Raw genomic sequence first — 15,362 nt, 5'->3', positions numbered from 1 at the left:
GAACAGGCGTTTGAACCAGGGAGAGCGAACTGGCCCGGCTGTTTGTATTCTTCGGTGGACTTGTGGTGCTGGCGCTGACCTCGGCGCTGGTTGCCCCGTATTTCATCGACTGGAATCACTACCGATCCGCCTTTGAGCGGGAAGCGGGGCGGGTGCTCGGCCGCGAGGTGCGGGTGGAGGGCAGCGCAAGGGCGCGGCTTTTGCCATTTCCTTCGCTGACTTTCACCGATGTGGTGGTGGCCGGCGAGACGCCGGATGCGCCGGGCATGACGGTGGATGAATTCTCCATGCATGCCGAGCTTGCGCCGTTCCTGCGCGGCGAAGTGCTGATTTTCGACATGCAGCTCACGCGGCCGCGGGCGCGCATCGCGGTCGCCGCAGATGGCGGCATCGACTGGGCCGTGCGGCCTTCCGGACCGTTCGACCCGCGCCAGGTGACGCTCGAAAATGTCAGCATCGTCGATGGTTCGGTCACGCTGCGCCACGCCGCGAGCGGGCAGGTTCATCAGGTTTCCGACATAGACGCGGAGCTTTCGGCGCGCACCCTGGCGGGGCCGTGGCGGATTGGAGGATCGCTCGCGTTCGACGGTCTGCCAATGGGGATTTCCGTCTCGACGGGAACGCTGGGCGATGACGGGCGCATGCGGCTGCGGATCGACGCTCTGCCCGAGGGAGCGCCGATCAGGCTGGCCACGGACGGTCAGGCGTATATCGAAGATGGAGCGGCCTACTATGACGGCACGTTCGCGCTCAACACCTATACCCGGGAGGTGATGGCCGCCCTGCGCAAGGAAGAGGAGCGACCGCTGGCGCTCACCACGGCAGCGGCGACCAATCGCCTGTCGGGCAGTTTCGACCTGAGGCACGACCGGCTGGCGGTGGACATGTTTCGCTTCGAGACCGGGCCGGTCGACGCGCCTTACAGCGCCGAGGGCAGGGCGAGCCTCGATTTTGGCGGTGCGCCGCGTTTTCTCATAGAGGCGGATGGCGCCCAGCTTCGTTTCGAACCGGAGGAGGGGCAGGGCGGTTCCATCGCCGGACTTGATCTCAACACGCGCTTCGATGCGTTTGCGGGTCTGATGCGCGCTTTGCCGGCGCCGGGCATACCAGGCCAAGTCTCGATCAACCTGCCGGCGATCGTGGCCGGCGATACGACGATCCGCAATATCGAACTGCGGGCGGAACCGGCGGAGGGCGGCTGGTCGATCGGCTCAGTGGCGGCGACCCTCCCGGGGCGCACCCAGTTCGAGGCCAACGGTCTTCTCACAACAAGCGACACCCTTGCCTTCAACGGACACATGCTGCTTGCGATCGGACAGCCATCGGGCTTTGCCGCCTGGGTTTCGCGCGATGTGGACGATGCCATACGCCGGCTCCCTTCGGCCGGTTTCAGCGCGGATGTGAACCTTTCGCGCCGCGCACAGAGCTTCGAGGCGCTAGAACTCATTCTTGGCGACGCGCGCTTCAACGGGCGCGTGGAGCGGCGCGAACCGGACAATGCAAAGCCCTCTCTGGAGGTCGCGCTCGACGGGGAGGCGCTCGATCTCGACGGTATTCAGGCCTTCATGTCGCTCTTCGTGAACGATGCGGGCGTGAGCAGGCTTGCCGGCCATGACGTGGACCTCGCCGTGAAGGCGGGCCCTGTCTCGGCCGAGGGGTTGAAGGCCGAAACGGTCGACACGGCCCTGCGCCTGCGCGCGGGCGTGATCGAGATCGACCGCCTGACGCTCGGCGGTCTTGCCGGCGCCCAGCTCAGCGCCACGGGGCAGATACGCGATTTCTCCACGGCGCCCACCGGACAGGTCGATGCAACCATCCTGTCGACCGATCTGGCGGACCTTGCGGTGATGCTTGCCGGCAGATTTCCCCAGAACCGGCTTTTCGAAGCCATAGCCCGCCGGGCGCAGGCCTTTCCCGGTCTTTTTGAGGATGCGGAAATCAACGTCATCGCAAGTGCTGCCGACAACAATGACGGCACTGTCGGGCTTGCGGTGAGCGCGGAAGGAACTGCCGGTGGCACCGATCTCGGTCTTTCGTTTTCCGACCGCAGTCCCCGGGAAGAACTGCTTCAGGGGGATTTCGAGCTTTCCGTCACGGCCAGGAACGACGACGCGGCGGTTCTCTACGGTCTCGCCGGATTGCCGGCGCTTCCGCTCGGCCTCGTCGGAGAGGCCAGGCTCGAGGTCTCTGCTGCCGGTTCGCTGGCGAATGCGGTCAGGACAAAGGCGACTGTAACGGGCGAGGGATTTGATGCCTCGTTCGACGGGGGGCTTGCCAATGCGCTTTCCACTCCGTCTCTCGACGGCAATGTGCGCATCGAAACCACCGATATCGAGCCGTGGCTGGCGGCCGGCGGTGTCGTCCTGCCGGGGTTCGGCCTCGGATTGCCTGTCGAGCTCGCAGCCGCGCTCGAGTGGAGCGAGGAGGTCGTGGTTCTTTCCGGGCTTTCCGGAACCGTGGCCGGCAGCGATGTGGGCGGTGATTTCAACATTCTGCTCGATGGCGGCAAGCCGCGTGTCGACGGGGCGCTTCGCATGGCGCGTTTCGACCTTGCACCTGCGGCGGAACTCGTGCTGGGGCCGGATGTGCTTTCGGGCGAGGAAAGCGGGGCGTGGCCCGAAGAGCCTTTCGGCAGCGATGTCGATCTTCCGTTTTCGGCCGATCTCGAGCTGCGGACAGACGCGCTCTGGGCGGGTTTTCTTTCCGCCGGGCAGGAGGCGAGCCTGAAGCTGAAGCTCGACGATGAAGGGCTGACGGTTTCCGATCTGAAGGCGGCGGCTTTTGACGGTTCGATCGAGGGGTTTGCCACGCTGAAGAACAATGCCGGGACAGGGTTGCTCACGGCGCAGATCGGATTGAAGGATACGGCGCTGGAAGCGCTCATGCCGCAGGGGAGCCTCGAAGGACGGCTGAGCGGCCATGCAAGCGTGACCGCCAGCGGCAAGACCGTCAACGGTATGGCGTCCGCGCTGACGGGATCGGGTTCTGCCACATTGAAGGATTTGAGCATTCGGGGGCTGAACCCGGATGCGCTCGCATTGATCCTCGAGAAGGCGGATGCGCTGGGCAATGAGATCGACACTGCAAAGACAGAGGTTTTTGCGCCCGCGATGATCCGCGACGGGCGTTTCCAGGTGGGAAGCACCGAGTTTGCCTTCACCATCGCCGGCGGCGTGGCGCGCACGCCGCCCATGCGGCTTGAGGCCGAGAGGGCGACGCTGACAACGACAGCCTCCGCCGATCTGCAGCGCATGACGGTCGAAGCGAACGGGGCGCTGGTTTTCAATCCCGGTCTCGAAGCCGTTGTGGGGGCGGAGCCTCGTGTGGATGTGGCAGCGTCGGGCCCGTTCGGCGATACCGGGCTTTCGCTTTCGACCGGTCCGCTCGCGCAGTTTTTGACCCAGCGGGCGCTGGAGCGTGAACAGGTGCGGGTCGAGCGCATGCAGTCTGTGCTTCTTGAAAAGCAGAGATTGCGCCGGGAGGCACGCTATTTCGCGGCGCTCCAGACCGAGCGCGAGCGGGCAGAAGCAGAGCGCCAGAGACTGGAGCGCGAACTGCGTCAGAAGCGCGAGGCGGAGGAAGCGGCGCGTCGACAGGCAGAACGAGACGCCGAAGCCGCACGCCGGGCCACGGAGGCGGCGCGGGCAGCCGAAGCGCGCAAGCGCCAGCAGCAAAATGTCCCCCGCGGAAGCGCCACACCCTCAGAAGTCGAACGAGCGCCGCTGGAGGCTCCGGAAGGCGCGAACTCGCCTGATGCGGTTTCAGAGTTTTTTCGCTCGAAGAACCTGTCCCCCGAAAGGCTGCGCGAACTTCTGGGCACAGACGGCGGGGTGAACTGAAGCTCAGGAGCGGGGGAGCGTCCGGGTCTTCAGATCCTGAAGGACATAGAGCCGCAATTCGGAAGAGAGATTGTTCTCGTCTTCACGACCGGCGTCTATCTCAGCAATGAGCGCTGCCAACGAGATGTTTCTGCGTTGGGCGATGCTCTCCAGCTCGGCGAGGAACGGCTCTTCTAAAGACACGCTTGTCCGATGGCCACGAATGCTGACCGAACGCTTGGCGATGCGGCTCATCGGGTAGCGTCGTCCCGTTTCTCTTCGCGCCTGTGCCCTTCGAGCCGGGCCACCGCACGGGCCTTTGCGTTCTCTTCCTGGATGCGTTCGGCTTTGGTGCGTCCGTGAAGAACACGGTTTTCCGTGGCGCACTGCTCTTTCTCTTCGCGGGCGCGGCGTTTGCGCCTTTGCCGGAGATTGACCAGTTCGCCCATGGTCACTTCTTTCGAAATGCGTCGAGCGAGACGACTTCCGCCCCCTTGCTTTCGGATGCCGGCGCATCCTCCTGCACGGGCTCGGCTTCGGCTTCCGCCTTGTCCTTTTTGGCCTTTTTCGCAGGCTTCTTCTTTGCCGCGGGCTTTTGCGGTTCTTCCGCAGCGTCCTCCGGGTGAACCTCGGTGATGTCCGCCGTCTGTTCGCTCTGCTCCGGCTTTACGTCGAATTCGAGCTCGAAATTCACCGACGGGTCGTAAAACCCCCGGACGGCGGAGAAAGGCACGCTCAGCATTTCGGGAACATCCGCAAAGGACAAGCCGACCTCGAAGCCGGTCTCGGTGACTTTGAGATCCCAGTACTGATACTGCAATACGATTGTCATCTGCTCGGGGTAACGCTCCCGCAGGCGCGAGGAAACGCGCACACCCGGAGCGTTGGTGAGAAAGGTGATGAAGAAGTGATGCTCACCGGGCAAGCCGGTGCGCGCAACTTCCGCCAGCACCTTGCGCATCACGCCGCGCAGAGCGTCCTGAGCGAGAATATCGTATCTTATGCGGTCTTCGGCCATCAACGCGAACCGGTTTGTGAATCTTTGACCTACCTCTAATCAAGGACCGCGCTCAGGTAAACCGGCAAAAAGACGGGTTCCGCTACGTCAGGCGGGGAGAGCCCTGCCGACGCGGGTCGTTTCTTCGCCCTCTTTACCGTTCCTGCGGTGGGCGCGCAGGAAGGTCTTGACCGCGCGGGCGGTTACTTCCTGTAGTCGGTCGTTCTCCAGCTTCTCGCCAAAAAGAGCGGGGATGTGGAGCTCGGCGTTCACCAGGGCGACGAACTGGCGCGCGGCGACGTCGGGGTCGTCAAGTTCGAGATGCCCCGCATAGGCAAGACGGGCGAAGCGGGCTGCCAGTGCAGACCAGACCTTGCCCGGTCCTTCCGTGCGCCAGCCTGCAAACAGGTGAGGATGCCGCTCCCCTTCGCTTTGAATGAGTTTGCGAAGATATTTGCCATCTTCGTCGCACAGGCATTTCTGCGTCAGGCGCATGGCAAAGGCGACGAGTTCTTTTTCAAGATCTACTGGCTGATCCGGAAAGGTCGACAGAACCTCGAAACTGCGTGCGTTGCAACGCTGGGTGATTTCGGTGACCACAGCGGCGAAGAGCTTGTCCTTATCGCCATAGTGATTGTAGACGGTCTGTCGCGAAACGCCGGCTTCGGCGGCGATCATGTCGATGTTCGCGCCCGTATAGCCTTCCCGGCAGAAAGCCCGTGCACCCGCTTCCAGAATGGACAGGCGCTTGGCGGCGTGTCCGCGTGTCGGGAGCCTGTCAGTAGCGTTGATCACATGCATGAAAAACATATATGTGCGATTGACATATTAGACAAGACTGTCCAAAAATATAGTCAATAAAGATCAGGTTGTCGCTCGTGCCGTTTTTGCCCTGGCATGTCGGGGCCATGTCGGGCCTCTCCCCAGCTTTTCGTCCTTGGTTTGACGCCCGTTGTGGCGGCCATCGTTTTTGAAAGTGCAAATCCATGACCACGAGATTCCTGCGCATCGCGCTGGTGCTTGGCCTTTTGACCGCTGTGGGGCCGTTCGCCATCGACATGTATCTGCCGGCGCTGCCATCGATCGGCACCGATCTCAATGCGGACACCGTGCCGGTGCAGATGTCTCTTCTGGTGTTTTTTCTGTCGATGGGACTGGCGCAGATCATCGTCGGGCCGATTTCCGACATGGTGGGCCGCAAGGCGCCGCTTTATGCGGGGCTGGCTGTGTTCATCATCGGCAGCATCGGCTCGGCGCTGGCGACGAGCATCGAAATGCTGATCGCGTTCCGTTTCCTGCAGGGGCTGGGCGCGTCGGCCGGCATGGTGGTGCCGCGCGCGGTTGTGCGCGATCTTCACACCGGGACGGAAGCAGCCCGGCTGATGTCTCTTCTGATGCTGGTCTTCTCCATCTCGCCCATCCTGGCGCCGCTCACGGGCAGCGTGATCATCGCCACGCTCGGCTGGCGGGCGGTGTTCTGGTCGGTGACCATTGCAGCAGTGCTCGGTGTTGTCCTTCTGGCGACCGCCCTGAAGGAGACAAGGCCCGTCGGGGAACGGAAGGGGAGTTCGCTGCGCAGCGCGCTTACCGGGTATCGTTTTCTTCTGGGTGACCGGAAATTCATGGGGCTGACCTTCATCGGCGGGTTCGGCATTTCCAGCTTCTTCGTTTATCTGTCGAATTCGTCGTTTGTGCTGATCGACCATTACGGGCTGACGCCGACGCTCTATAGCGTGTTCTTTTCCATGAACGCGGTGGCGTTTTTCACCATGTCGCAGCTTACCGGGCGGTTGACCGAGCGTTATGGACTGCGCCGAGTGGTGAGGGTTGCGGTCATCTCCTATGCGACGACCATTGTGACCCTGCTGGCGGTGATGGCCTCGGGTCTGCAGTCACTCTGGGTGCTCGCTTCGTTTCTTTTCGTCGGCTACGGGTTCCTGGGCCTGGTCATTCCAACGACCTCGGTTCTCGCGATGGATGATCATGGCACCATAGCCGGCACGGCCTCGGCGCTTATGGGGACGCTGCATTTTGCCATCGGGGCCATGGCGATGGCCATCTCGGGCCTGTTCTTTGACGGAACGCCATTGCCGATGGTGACGAGCATTGCCGTGTGTGCCGTGCTTGCGCTTGCGTTGACCCATCTGACGCTGGGACGCGATGAGCAGTCTGCGAGGGCTGCCGCAGAGTGAGGTCGGGTGTGCCTGACGGGGTGGGTTCTGGAGGGGCGCTCGAGCGCCCTTTCTTTTGCGCGCAAAAGACTGACGCCCGCCGGGAAGGCGGAAATTGATAGTTCCAAGAAAAGGGAAAAGTGAAGGCTTCTGTTGCCAGGTGCCTTCGAACCCCGCCTGAAAGTGCGAACCCTCAGGAGTTTAAGTGAAGCTGTCGCACCGCATTAAGCAGCGAGACGTGCCTCCGCATAGTTGTCGTTTGCAACTACTGGTTTGACCCGATAACGGTGGTATCATGCCGAGCGAAAGTCCGATCTTTACACCCTCGTCGATCCTGTTTCGCCCCCATCAGAAGCCGTCTGCGGGCTGATTGCCCCGGGCGGTTTCTGGTGGAGGCGCCGGGCACTGCCCCCGGGTCCGAATGGTTTATTACACCGGCAGTTTATCGCCATAGTCGGTCAAGCCGACGCAGCGAATATAGTGAGGCAGCCGCACCAAGAAAAGGGGGATTCTGGCGAAAAGGCTTTTCGGCATTGACTTGACGTCATGCTTTGCGGAATGTCTGCAACGGTGTGGGAAGGAACTTTGGCAAACGTTGAGGTTGCGTTGGTGGCCGGATCGTGTCGAAGGGGGCCCACGATTTGAAACGAGGGAAAAGTCATGGCCGATTATCTCGCGGATGTCCGCAAATACGATGCAACCGCTGACGAAGACACCGTCAACAAGATCGTGAAGCATCTTGGCATCGCGTTGCGCAACCGGGACTCGTCTCTGGTTTCGTGCAGCGATTCCAGTGAACTCGATCGCGTGCGCGAGAGCTGGTGCATGAAGAAGCTCGGCGAAACCGACGGCGCGAAATGCGATTCCATCATCGAAAAGGTCTGCGAGACGATGTCCGGCGACAATTCGAAGGGCCGTGTGACCTTCTATTATCTTGTGGCAAAGCATCTGGGCAAACTGTCCAGCCTCTGAGCCGCCACGCGACCTGACCTTCAAACGCCTCCTCCCAGCCGGTGGGGGCGTTTTCATTTGCGCGTGTGGACGAGACCGATATTCGCAGTGCCTGCACTTTTCGTGCCGGTCGGCTGCTTTATGATGCGGCGATAACGTCAGCCCGAATCGGACCGCCATGCGCCAGTATCTCGATCTTCTTTCCCATGTCCTCGAAAACGGTGTCGACCGCGACGATCGTACGGGAACGGGTACGCGCGGCGTTTTCGGCTATCAGATGCGCTTCAATCTGGAGGAGGGGTTTCCGGTTCTCACCACGAAGAAGCTGCACCTGCGCTCGATCATTCACGAATTGCTGTGGTTTCTGAAGGGCGACACGAATATCGCGTATCTCAAGGAGAACGGCGTTTCGATCTGGGACGAATGGGCGGACGAGAACGGCGATCTCGGACCGGTCTATGGCGCGCAATGGCGCTCGTGGCCGACCCCAGAGGGTGGGCAGATCGATCAGATTGCGACGCTTCTGAAAGGCCTGCGTGACAACCCTCATTCGCGGAGGCATGTGGTTTCGGCCTGGAACCCGGCGGAGGTCGATTCCATGGCGCTGCCGCCATGCCACTGTCTGTTCCAGTTTCATGTGGCTGACGGACGGCTCTCCTGCCAGCTTTACCAGCGGTCGGCCGATATCTTTCTTGGTGTGCCTTTCAACATTGCATCCTATGCGCTTTTGACCATGATGGTGGCGCAGGTGACGGGGCTGCGCGCCGGCGATTTCGTGCACACGCTGGGCGATGCGCATCTTTATTCCAACCATTTCGACCAGGCGCGCGAGCAGCTGACACGGACACCAAAGCCGCTGCCGACGATGTGGATCAATCCGGGCGTCACCGATCTCTTCGCCTTCCGGTTCGAGGATTTCCGGCTTGATGGCTATGTGGCGGATCCATCGATCCGCGCGCCGATCGCGGTTTGATAATTTTGCTATTTCGTCGTAGCAGAGGCTCGATTCCTGGGCCGGGGCCCTATTGAATTTATCGTCCTATACGGTGAGGAGCTTTCTTGTCTCAGAAGCCAAGAACCCGAATGCCATCAGCTACTTCGCTGGTTGCTCGGAGTTACCCAGATCGAATTATTGGTATTGAAAATGCCCTCCCATGGCATTTGGGTACCGATATGAAGCATTTTCGAGAAAGAACTCGAGGAAATGCGGTGATTATGGGGCGCAAGACCTATGAATCCATTGGTAAACCTCTTCCAAAGCGGCTCAATATTGTGTTGTCTAGAACTCCGATAAAAGAAAATGACGGAGTTAGATGGGCGCCTAATCCTGAAACCGCTCTTCTTCTTGCTGATCAGTATTCTATATATAATATGAGAAAGGAATTTTTTGTAATAGGAGGGGAGGAGATATACAATATATTTGATAAGTATATAAACGTTGTTTATTTAACAGATGTTAATACGGGAAATATTAATGGTGATGCTAAATTTGATAGAGAATTTATATCTAGTGAGTGGTATTTTCGATTTGAAAGAGAGTTTCCGAAGACGGATGTAGATGATTATTCATTTAGGATATCTTGCATAGTTAGAAGGAAGCCGTTTCACAGGTTTGCGTCGCGTCAGGATTTTCTCTCAAAAGGGGTGGATGTATTGGGCGCTTGGGAGAGGTATACGGAAATGACTAAGCGGAGCGATCCTGACGACTTAGTCGAGGGGCATCAGCTTGATTTTCTTGAGCAGCTATAGGCCACTCTGCTGATCGCTCGAGTTGTTGTGCTGCTCCAAAAGGACGTTTACGCCACCACCTATGTGGTCTACCAACGTCGTTAACAAGGCAGGGCAGGGCTCTCTTTTCGCTGGAAAGAGCGGGAAACGCGGCGGGCTGCCGCGTTGAAAGAGGATTTGCCGCTACCTATAACTGACCGGATGGGAGAGCTGTCCTCGGCGGACGGTACCCGGATCGAGAAAAGGAACAAGAATGCCCTGGAACAGTCAAAGTGGCGGAGGCGGCCCTTGGGGCGGCGGCAATAACGGAGGGCCCTGGGATCAGGGGCCGCGTGGGCCGAGTGGACCGCAGGGATCTCCGCCCGATCTGGAAGAGATCATCAAACGTGGCCAGGACCGGTTGAAAAACGTGCTGCCGGGCGGTGGTGGCATCAGCCCGGCCATGATCGGCCTGGTGCTGATCGCGCTGGCCGGTCTGTGGCTTTTCAAGTCCGTTTACACGGTGCAGCCGGACGAACTGGCGGTTGAGCTGCGTTTCGGCAAGCCAAAGCCCGAGCTCTCCGAGCCGGGCCTGCATTTCCACTGGTGGCCGATCGAGACCGTCGAGAAGGCATCCGTTGCCGAACGGCTTGTCGATATCGGCCAGACGCGGGGCGGGGCTTCGAGCGGCCTCATGCTTTCGGGCGATCAGAACATCGTCGATGTGAAGTTCTCCGTGGCCTATCAGGTCGCTGATCCTTCCGCCTACCTGTTCAACGTCGCCAATCCCGACGAGACGCTTCGCCAGGTGGCCGAAAGCGCCATGCGCGAAGTGGTTGGGCGCCGACCGGCGCAGGATATTTTCCGTGACGACCGTCAGGGCATTGCCGAAGGTGTGCGCCTGACCATCCAGACCGCGCTCGACGAATATGGCACGGGGCTGACGGTCAACGCTCTGTCGATCGAGGATGCCGCGCCGCCGCGCGAAGTGGCCGACGCGTTCGACGAGGTGCAGCGCGCCGAGCAGGATGAAGACCGTTTCGTGGAGGAGTCCAACCAGTACTCCAACCAGAAGCTCGGTCAGGCACGCGGTGAAGCTGCGGAGATTCGTGAAGAAGCAGCAGCTTACAAGAACCGTGTCGTTCAGGAAGCCGAAGGTGAGGCGCAGCGCTTCATCTCCGTCTACGACGAATACGCCAAGGCTCCGGACGTGACGCGCAAGCGTCTCTTCCTGGAGACCATGGAAGGCGTGCTGCAGGGGGCGAACAAGGTGATCGTCGAGCAGAGTGGTGGCCAGAGCGTGGTTCCGTATCTGCCTTTGCCCGAGCTTCGCCAGCAATCGCAGCAGCCGCGTGGAACCGCGGGAGGGAGCAATTAATGTCCAACCGTTTTCCCATACTCGTCGTTATCGGCGCGGTTCTTCTCTTCCTGCTCTACTCGGCTATTTTCGTCGTCAATGAGCGCCAGCAGGCCATCGTCCTTCGTTTCGGTGAAATCGTCGACGTGAAGACCGAGCCCGGTCTCTACTTCAAACTGCCTTTTGCGTTTATCGAGGCGGACAATGTCCAGATCATCGAAGACCGCATCCTGCGCTTCGATCTCGATGACATCCGCGTGCAGGTTTCGGGCGGCAAGTTCTACGAGGTGGATGCGTTCATCGCCTATTCGATCAACGATCCCCGTCGGTTCCGACAGGCTGTGTCGGGCAGTGTTGCGCTGGCCGAGCAGCGGCTGCGCACACGTCTCGATGCTGCCCTGCGCCGTGTCTACGGTCTGCGTGGCTTCGAGGCGGCGCTTTCGGAAGAGCGCGCATCGATGATGCGTGAAGTGGCCGAGGAACTGCGGCCTGCCGCAGCTTCGCTGGGGCTCGAGATCGAGGATGTGCGCATTCGCCGGACCGACCTGACGGCCGAGGTCTCGCAGCAGACTTACGATCGCATGAAGGCGGAGCGTCTGGCAGAAGCCGAGCGTCTGCGCGCACGGGGCCGTGAGGCTGCCGCACGCATTCGCGCCCGCGCTGACCGCGAGGTGGTCGAAATCCTGGCTGCTGCCCAGCGCGAGTCCGAGATTCTGCGCGGTGAAGGCGAGGCTGAACGCAATGCCATCTTCGCCGATGCCTTTTCGCGCGATGAGGACTTTTTCGAGTTCTATCGTTCGATGAGTGCTTATCAGCAGGCGCTCGACCCGAGCGGAACCACGATGCTTCTGTCGCCCGATTCGGAATTTTTCCGTTTCTTCAACGACTCAAGCGGTGGTGGCGCGCGTGGATCTGCACCGGCCGCGCAGGGCGCGACCGTCGGCCAGTAACCGGCGGCTGGAATGAGCGATTTCATCGCCGCCCTGGGCCTGGTTCTCGTCATCGAGGGCCTGGTCTATGGCGGCATGCCGAGGCTGGCCAGGCGGCTTGCCGAACAGGTTCTCGACATGCCGGACAGCGCGTTGCGCACGGCCGGCATCACCGCCATGGTTCTTGGGGTGGTCGTGGTCTGGCTCGTTCGAGGATGAAACAATTTGTGGCCCGCATGGAAACTCCATGCGGGCCGCAAACGTGCCGTAATCAGGCTTGATCATGCAGATGTGAAATGCCTGTTAATGGAATTCGGGCAGTGTTCGGCCTAAGATTCCGCTTAGGTCCCGATCCTAAGCTTTCCGTTCCGGCTGCAGGCCGTTCCACCAAGCAAGCCATCTGGAGAAACGCTCTCAATGATCCCGACGAAGATTTTACGCGCCACGCGGGTGGCACCAGTGGCCGCTCTGATTGCGCTGGGCGGTCTCACCTCGACACCGGTGATCCTGAGCCAGCAGGCGCGGGCGGAAGGCCCGGCTTCGGTGGCAGACCTCGTTGAGCGACTTGCCGGCGCGGTGGTCAATATCTCCACGTCCCGCTACACCGGTGGCGGTGGGGCGGGCCGGGTCCCGCTGCCCAAGCTGCCGGAAGGCTCGCCGCTGCAGGAGTTTTTCGACGATTTCTTCCAGGACGAGCCTGAACAGGATCATGAGCCGCGACAGGCGCAGTCCCTTGGTTCCGGTTTCGTGATCGATGCGGAGGAAGGCATCATTGTCACCAACAACCACGTCATCTCCGATGCCGACGAGATCGTGGTCAATTTCACCGATGGCGGGAAACTCGAGGCCCAGTTGCTGGGCGTCGACACCAAAACCGATCTTGCGGTGCTTAAGGTCGATGCCGGCAAACGCAAGCTGCAGGAGGTTTCGTTCGGCGATTCCGAAAAGACGCGGATCGGCGACTGGGTTATGGCCATCGGCAACCCGTTCGGTTTTGGCGGCACAGTGACGGTCGGCATCGTCTCGGCGCGCAACCGTAAAATCGGTTCGGGGGTCTATGAGGATTTCATCCAGACGGATGCCGCCATCAATCGTGGCAATTCCGGTGGCCCGCTGTTCAACATGGACGGTGAGGTGATCGGCATCAACACGGCCATCATTTCGCCGACGGGCGGTTCGATCGGCATTGGCTTTTCCATCCCGTCGGCACTGGCGATCAAGGTTGTCGATCAGTTGCGCGAATTCGGCGAGACGCGGCGCGGCTGGCTTGGCGTGCGCATTCAGGAAGTCTCCGATGACATCGCCGAAAGCCTGGGCATGGGAAAAGCCATCGGGGCGATGGTGAGCGGCGTCACCGAAGGTGGTCCGGTGGATGATGGCTCCATTCAGCCTGGTGACGTGATCGTGGAGTTCGATGGGCAGATTGTCGAAAATGCGCGCGAACTGCAGCGCATTGTGGCCGAAAGCCCGGTCGGCAAGAAAGTCGACGTTATCGTTATTCGAAAGGGCAAGGAAGAGACCGTGCGGGTGACGCTCGGACGGCTGGAAGACAGCGAAAAACTGGCCTCCGCCGAGACCAGGGAAAACAAGCCTCAAGGCGAGGGAGAAGCGGTTTCGTCTGCTGCCGTTCTTGGCATGCACATGGCGGCGCTCGATGACGAGCTGCGCGAACGGTTCGAGATTTCCGCCGACGTCAATGGCGTCGTCGTCACCGAGGTGGACGAGGATTCGCCTGCTTCGACAAAGGGTGTGACGGCAGGCGACGTGATTGTCGAGATCGCTCAGGCCACGGTCTCGACCCCCAGGGAGGCTCTGGACCGGCTGGAGGAACTGAAAGGGCAGGGCCGCCGCAACGCGCTTCTGATGCTCGCTTCCAAGAACGGGGAGCTGCGCTTCGTGACGCTGCGGATGGATTGATCCTTCAGCAGTATTACCGCAGAAACGAAAACGGCCCGGGAGCGTTTGCAACCGGGCCGTTTTCGTTATCCCTGCCGGGCGCGCCAATCTGCCTGTGACAACCGGTAGAGCGCATGCGGCTTGAGATGCGGATGGCTGTCCGGGACGCCCGGGTGATCGAAGTCGCCCGCCGGATCATGGCGCATGCCGATGCGGCGCATAACGGCGATGGAGCGTTCGTTGTCGACCACGGCGAAGGAGACGATTTCATCGAGATCGAGAATGTCAAAGCCAAAGGCGAGCCACGCCCGCGCGGCTTCCGTGACATACCCCTTGCCCCAGAATTCGGGCGCGAGACGCCAGCCGATCTCGATAGACCCTTCAGGCAGATTGACCAGGCCTGCTGGCTTGTGCAGTCCCACAAAGCCGAGCGGCTGGCCGGTTTCCTTGAGAGTCACTGCCGCAAACCCGAAGCCGTTCCGCGTGATGCCGTCACGGATAAGGTCCATAACGGCGTCCGCTTCATCGCGGTTTCTGCGGAAAGGAAAGAACTCCATGATCGTGTCATCGGAGTTGATGTGGTGGAAGAACGGGCGGTCTTCTTCACGCCAGTTGCGCAGGATCAGACGTTCGGTCTCAAGCAGTGTCACAGGACGAACTCCTCCTCACGGTAGCCCTGCAGGAACAGGAGTGCGGTCAAATCTCCGTGGTCGATGCGCACGCCTGCCTGGGCGGCAACGGCGGGCTTGGCATGAAGGGCGACGCCAAGTCCGGCCAGCCCGAGCATGTCGAGGTCGTTGGCGCCGTCACCGACCGCCAGAACATCCTCGCGCGTGAGCCCGCGCTCCGCTGCGAGGCGGTCGAGCGCTTCTGCCTTGGCGGCGCGACCCAGAATGGGTTTGGCAACCTCGCCGCTGAGCTTTCCGTCAGCGACCAGAAGCCGGTTCGCCTGCTGTATGTGGAATCCGAGCTTATCGCCGACGGGACCGGTGAACTGTTCAAACCCGCCTGAAACGAGCGCGGTGAAGGCGCCGGCTGCCTTCATGGTGGCAACAAGCGCCGGACCGCCAGAGGCAAGCGTGATGCGTTTCTCGATCACGCTGTCGATCACGTCGAGGGGGAGGCCCCTGAGCAGGGCAACGCGCTCTTCCAGAGCCGGTTCGAAAGCGATTTCGCCGTTCATGGCGCGGCTGGTGATCGCGGCAACGGCGTCTTTCAGTCCGAGTTCGGCGGCCAGCTCATCAATGCATTCCTGGTCGATCATGGTGGAGTCCATGTCGGCGATCAGCATCTTTTTGCGCCGGCCTTCCGCTTCCTGCACCGCCACGTCCACGGGGGCACCGGCAAGGGCTTCACGCAGGAGGGTTTCTGCCGCCTCGGTCTCCAGCCCGGGCTTCAGGGCGATGTCACAGGCAAGGTTTTCCCCCAGCCAGTCGATCGCGCTTGCATCGAGCGCCTTCATGGCCATAGTCGCAACGTCCGGTGTGAGTGCGCGCTTCGCCGGATGGGAGATGAGTGTGGCAACGAGGGACATGG

The 15,362-nt window shown here is 60.9% G+C and carries 15 protein-coding genes and 1 other RNA gene; 9 read left to right on the top strand and 7 right to left on the bottom strand.

Going from position 1 to position 15,362, the window contains the following annotated elements; genetic code table 11:
- Positions 1 to 29: 29 nt before the first annotated feature.
- The gene (locus AC07E3_RS05040; protein ID WP_478360539.1) at positions 30 to 3,839 is read left to right on the top strand and encodes an AsmA family protein; all 3,810 of its coding nucleotides are present in this window, start codon (positions 30 to 32) and stop codon (positions 3,837 to 3,839) included.
- A 3-nt stretch (positions 3,840 to 3,842) separates the two neighbouring features.
- Here AC07E3_RS05040 and AC07E3_RS05035 read toward each other — a convergent pair whose 3' ends face one another.
- The 4 genes from AC07E3_RS05035 to AC07E3_RS05020 form a co-directional block, all read right to left on the bottom strand.
- On the bottom strand, positions 3,843 to 4,073 hold the full coding sequence (locus AC07E3_RS05035) for a ribbon-helix-helix domain-containing protein (protein ID WP_336068050.1): 231 nt from the start codon (positions 4,071 to 4,073) through the stop codon (positions 3,843 to 3,845).
- Positions 4,070 to 4,267: a DUF4169 family protein gene (locus AC07E3_RS05030; RefSeq protein ID WP_336068053.1), complete on the bottom strand. Its 198-nt coding sequence runs from the start codon at positions 4,265 to 4,267 to the stop codon at positions 4,070 to 4,072. The genes AC07E3_RS05035 and AC07E3_RS05030 overlap by 4 nt, the downstream gene beginning before the upstream one ends.
- 2 nt (positions 4,268 to 4,269) lie before the next feature.
- A complete protein-coding gene (locus tag AC07E3_RS05025; RefSeq protein WP_336068056.1) occupies positions 4,270 to 4,836 on the bottom strand; it encodes an SspB family protein in 567 nt (188 codons plus the stop codon).
- Positions 4,837 to 4,923: 87 nt separating this feature from the next.
- Positions 4,924 to 5,625 (bottom strand): TetR/AcrR family transcriptional regulator, encoded by a 702-nt coding sequence (locus AC07E3_RS05020; RefSeq protein WP_478360482.1) that lies wholly within the window; start codon positions 5,623 to 5,625, stop codon positions 4,924 to 4,926.
- A gap of 176 nt (positions 5,626 to 5,801) precedes the next feature.
- Between AC07E3_RS05020 and AC07E3_RS05015 the strand changes: the two genes are divergently transcribed.
- Positions 5,802 to 7,007, top strand: a complete 1,206-nt coding sequence (locus AC07E3_RS05015; RefSeq protein WP_478360481.1) for a multidrug effflux MFS transporter — start codon at positions 5,802 to 5,804, stop codon at positions 7,005 to 7,007.
- Positions 7,008 to 7,125: 118 nt separating this feature from the next.
- Here AC07E3_RS05015 and ssrA read toward each other — a convergent pair.
- Positions 7,126 to 7,493: a transfer-messenger RNA gene (gene ssrA / locus AC07E3_RS05010) on the bottom strand.
- Between the two features lie 153 nt (positions 7,494 to 7,646).
- Between ssrA and AC07E3_RS05005 the strand changes: the two genes are divergently transcribed.
- The 7 genes from AC07E3_RS05005 to AC07E3_RS04975 all read left to right on the top strand — a co-directional run bounded on the left by AC07E3_RS05005 (position 7,647) and on the right by AC07E3_RS04975 (position 13,847).
- Entirely contained in the window at positions 7,647 to 7,958 is a 312-nt protein-coding gene (locus AC07E3_RS05005) for a DUF2853 family protein (protein WP_065814976.1), read from the top strand.
- 157 nt (positions 7,959 to 8,115) lie between these two features.
- On the top strand, positions 8,116 to 8,910 hold the full coding sequence (locus AC07E3_RS05000; protein WP_478360480.1) for a thymidylate synthase: 795 nt from the start codon (positions 8,116 to 8,118) through the stop codon (positions 8,908 to 8,910).
- A gap of 110 nt (positions 8,911 to 9,020) precedes the next feature.
- The gene (locus tag AC07E3_RS04995; protein WP_478360479.1) at positions 9,021 to 9,686 is read left to right on the top strand and encodes a dihydrofolate reductase; all 666 of its coding nucleotides are present in this window, start codon (positions 9,021 to 9,023) and stop codon (positions 9,684 to 9,686) included.
- A gap of 232 nt (positions 9,687 to 9,918) precedes the next feature.
- Positions 9,919 to 11,022 (top strand): FtsH protease activity modulator HflK, encoded by a 1,104-nt coding sequence (gene hflK / locus AC07E3_RS04990; RefSeq protein WP_336068068.1) that lies wholly within the window; start codon positions 9,919 to 9,921, stop codon positions 11,020 to 11,022.
- A complete protein-coding gene (gene hflC, locus AC07E3_RS04985; protein WP_336068070.1) occupies positions 11,022 to 11,951 on the top strand; it encodes a protease modulator HflC in 930 nt (309 codons plus the stop codon). The genes hflK and hflC overlap by 1 nt, the downstream gene beginning before the upstream one ends.
- A 12-nt stretch (positions 11,952 to 11,963) precedes the next feature.
- Positions 11,964 to 12,149 (top strand): DUF2065 domain-containing protein, encoded by a 186-nt coding sequence (locus AC07E3_RS04980; RefSeq protein WP_007007749.1) that lies wholly within the window; start codon positions 11,964 to 11,966, stop codon positions 12,147 to 12,149.
- Between the two features lie 198 nt (positions 12,150 to 12,347).
- The gene (locus tag AC07E3_RS04975) at positions 12,348 to 13,847 is read left to right on the top strand and encodes a DegQ family serine endoprotease (RefSeq protein WP_478360478.1); all 1,500 of its coding nucleotides are present in this window, start codon (positions 12,348 to 12,350) and stop codon (positions 13,845 to 13,847) included.
- A 65-nt stretch (positions 13,848 to 13,912) separates the two neighbouring features.
- Here AC07E3_RS04975 and AC07E3_RS04970 read toward each other — a convergent pair whose 3' ends face one another.
- A complete protein-coding gene (locus AC07E3_RS04970; protein ID WP_478360477.1) occupies positions 13,913 to 14,476 on the bottom strand; it encodes a GNAT family N-acetyltransferase in 564 nt (187 codons plus the stop codon).
- Positions 14,473 to 15,360, bottom strand: a complete 888-nt coding sequence (gene serB, locus AC07E3_RS04965; protein WP_478360476.1) for a phosphoserine phosphatase SerB — start codon at positions 15,358 to 15,360, stop codon at positions 14,473 to 14,475. The genes AC07E3_RS04970 and serB overlap by 4 nt, the downstream gene beginning before the upstream one ends.
- Between the last annotated feature and the right edge of the window lie 2 nt (positions 15,361 to 15,362).

The sequence above is a fragment of the Nitratireductor lacus genome (genome assembly GCF_056431025.1).
Note: the sequence above shows the minus strand (reverse complement) of the source record. Positions and strands in the feature narration are given on the sequence as shown.

Coding starts and splice junctions, on each gene's coding strand:
- AC07E3_RS05035 (WP_336068050.1), bottom strand. CDS start 4,073: ATGAGCCGCATCGCCAAGCGTTCGGTCAGCATTCGTGGCCATCGGACA.
- AC07E3_RS05030 (WP_336068053.1), bottom strand. CDS start 4,267: ATGGGCGAACTGGTCAATCTCCGGCAAAGGCGCAAACGCCGCGCCCGC.
- AC07E3_RS05025 (WP_336068056.1), bottom strand. CDS start 4,836: ATGGCCGAAGACCGCATAAGATACGATATTCTCGCTCAGGACGCTCTG.
- AC07E3_RS05020 (WP_478360482.1), bottom strand. CDS start 5,625: ATGTTTTTCATGCATGTGATCAACGCTACTGACAGGCTCCCGACACGC.
- AC07E3_RS05015 (WP_478360481.1), top strand. CDS start 5,802: ATGACCACGAGATTCCTGCGCATCGCGCTGGTGCTTGGCCTTTTGACC.
- AC07E3_RS05005 (WP_065814976.1), top strand. CDS start 7,647: ATGGCCGATTATCTCGCGGATGTCCGCAAATACGATGCAACCGCTGAC.
- AC07E3_RS05000 (WP_478360480.1), top strand. CDS start 8,116: ATGCGCCAGTATCTCGATCTTCTTTCCCATGTCCTCGAAAACGGTGTC.
- AC07E3_RS04995 (WP_478360479.1), top strand. CDS start 9,021: ATGCCATCAGCTACTTCGCTGGTTGCTCGGAGTTACCCAGATCGAATT.
- hflK (WP_336068068.1), top strand. CDS start 9,919: ATGCCCTGGAACAGTCAAAGTGGCGGAGGCGGCCCTTGGGGCGGCGGC.
- hflC (WP_336068070.1), top strand. CDS start 11,022: ATGTCCAACCGTTTTCCCATACTCGTCGTTATCGGCGCGGTTCTTCTC.
- AC07E3_RS04980 (WP_007007749.1), top strand. CDS start 11,964: ATGAGCGATTTCATCGCCGCCCTGGGCCTGGTTCTCGTCATCGAGGGC.
- AC07E3_RS04975 (WP_478360478.1), top strand. CDS start 12,348: ATGATCCCGACGAAGATTTTACGCGCCACGCGGGTGGCACCAGTGGCC.
- serB (WP_478360476.1), bottom strand. CDS start 15,360: ATGTCCCTCGTTGCCACACTCATCTCCCATCCGGCGAAGCGCGCACTC.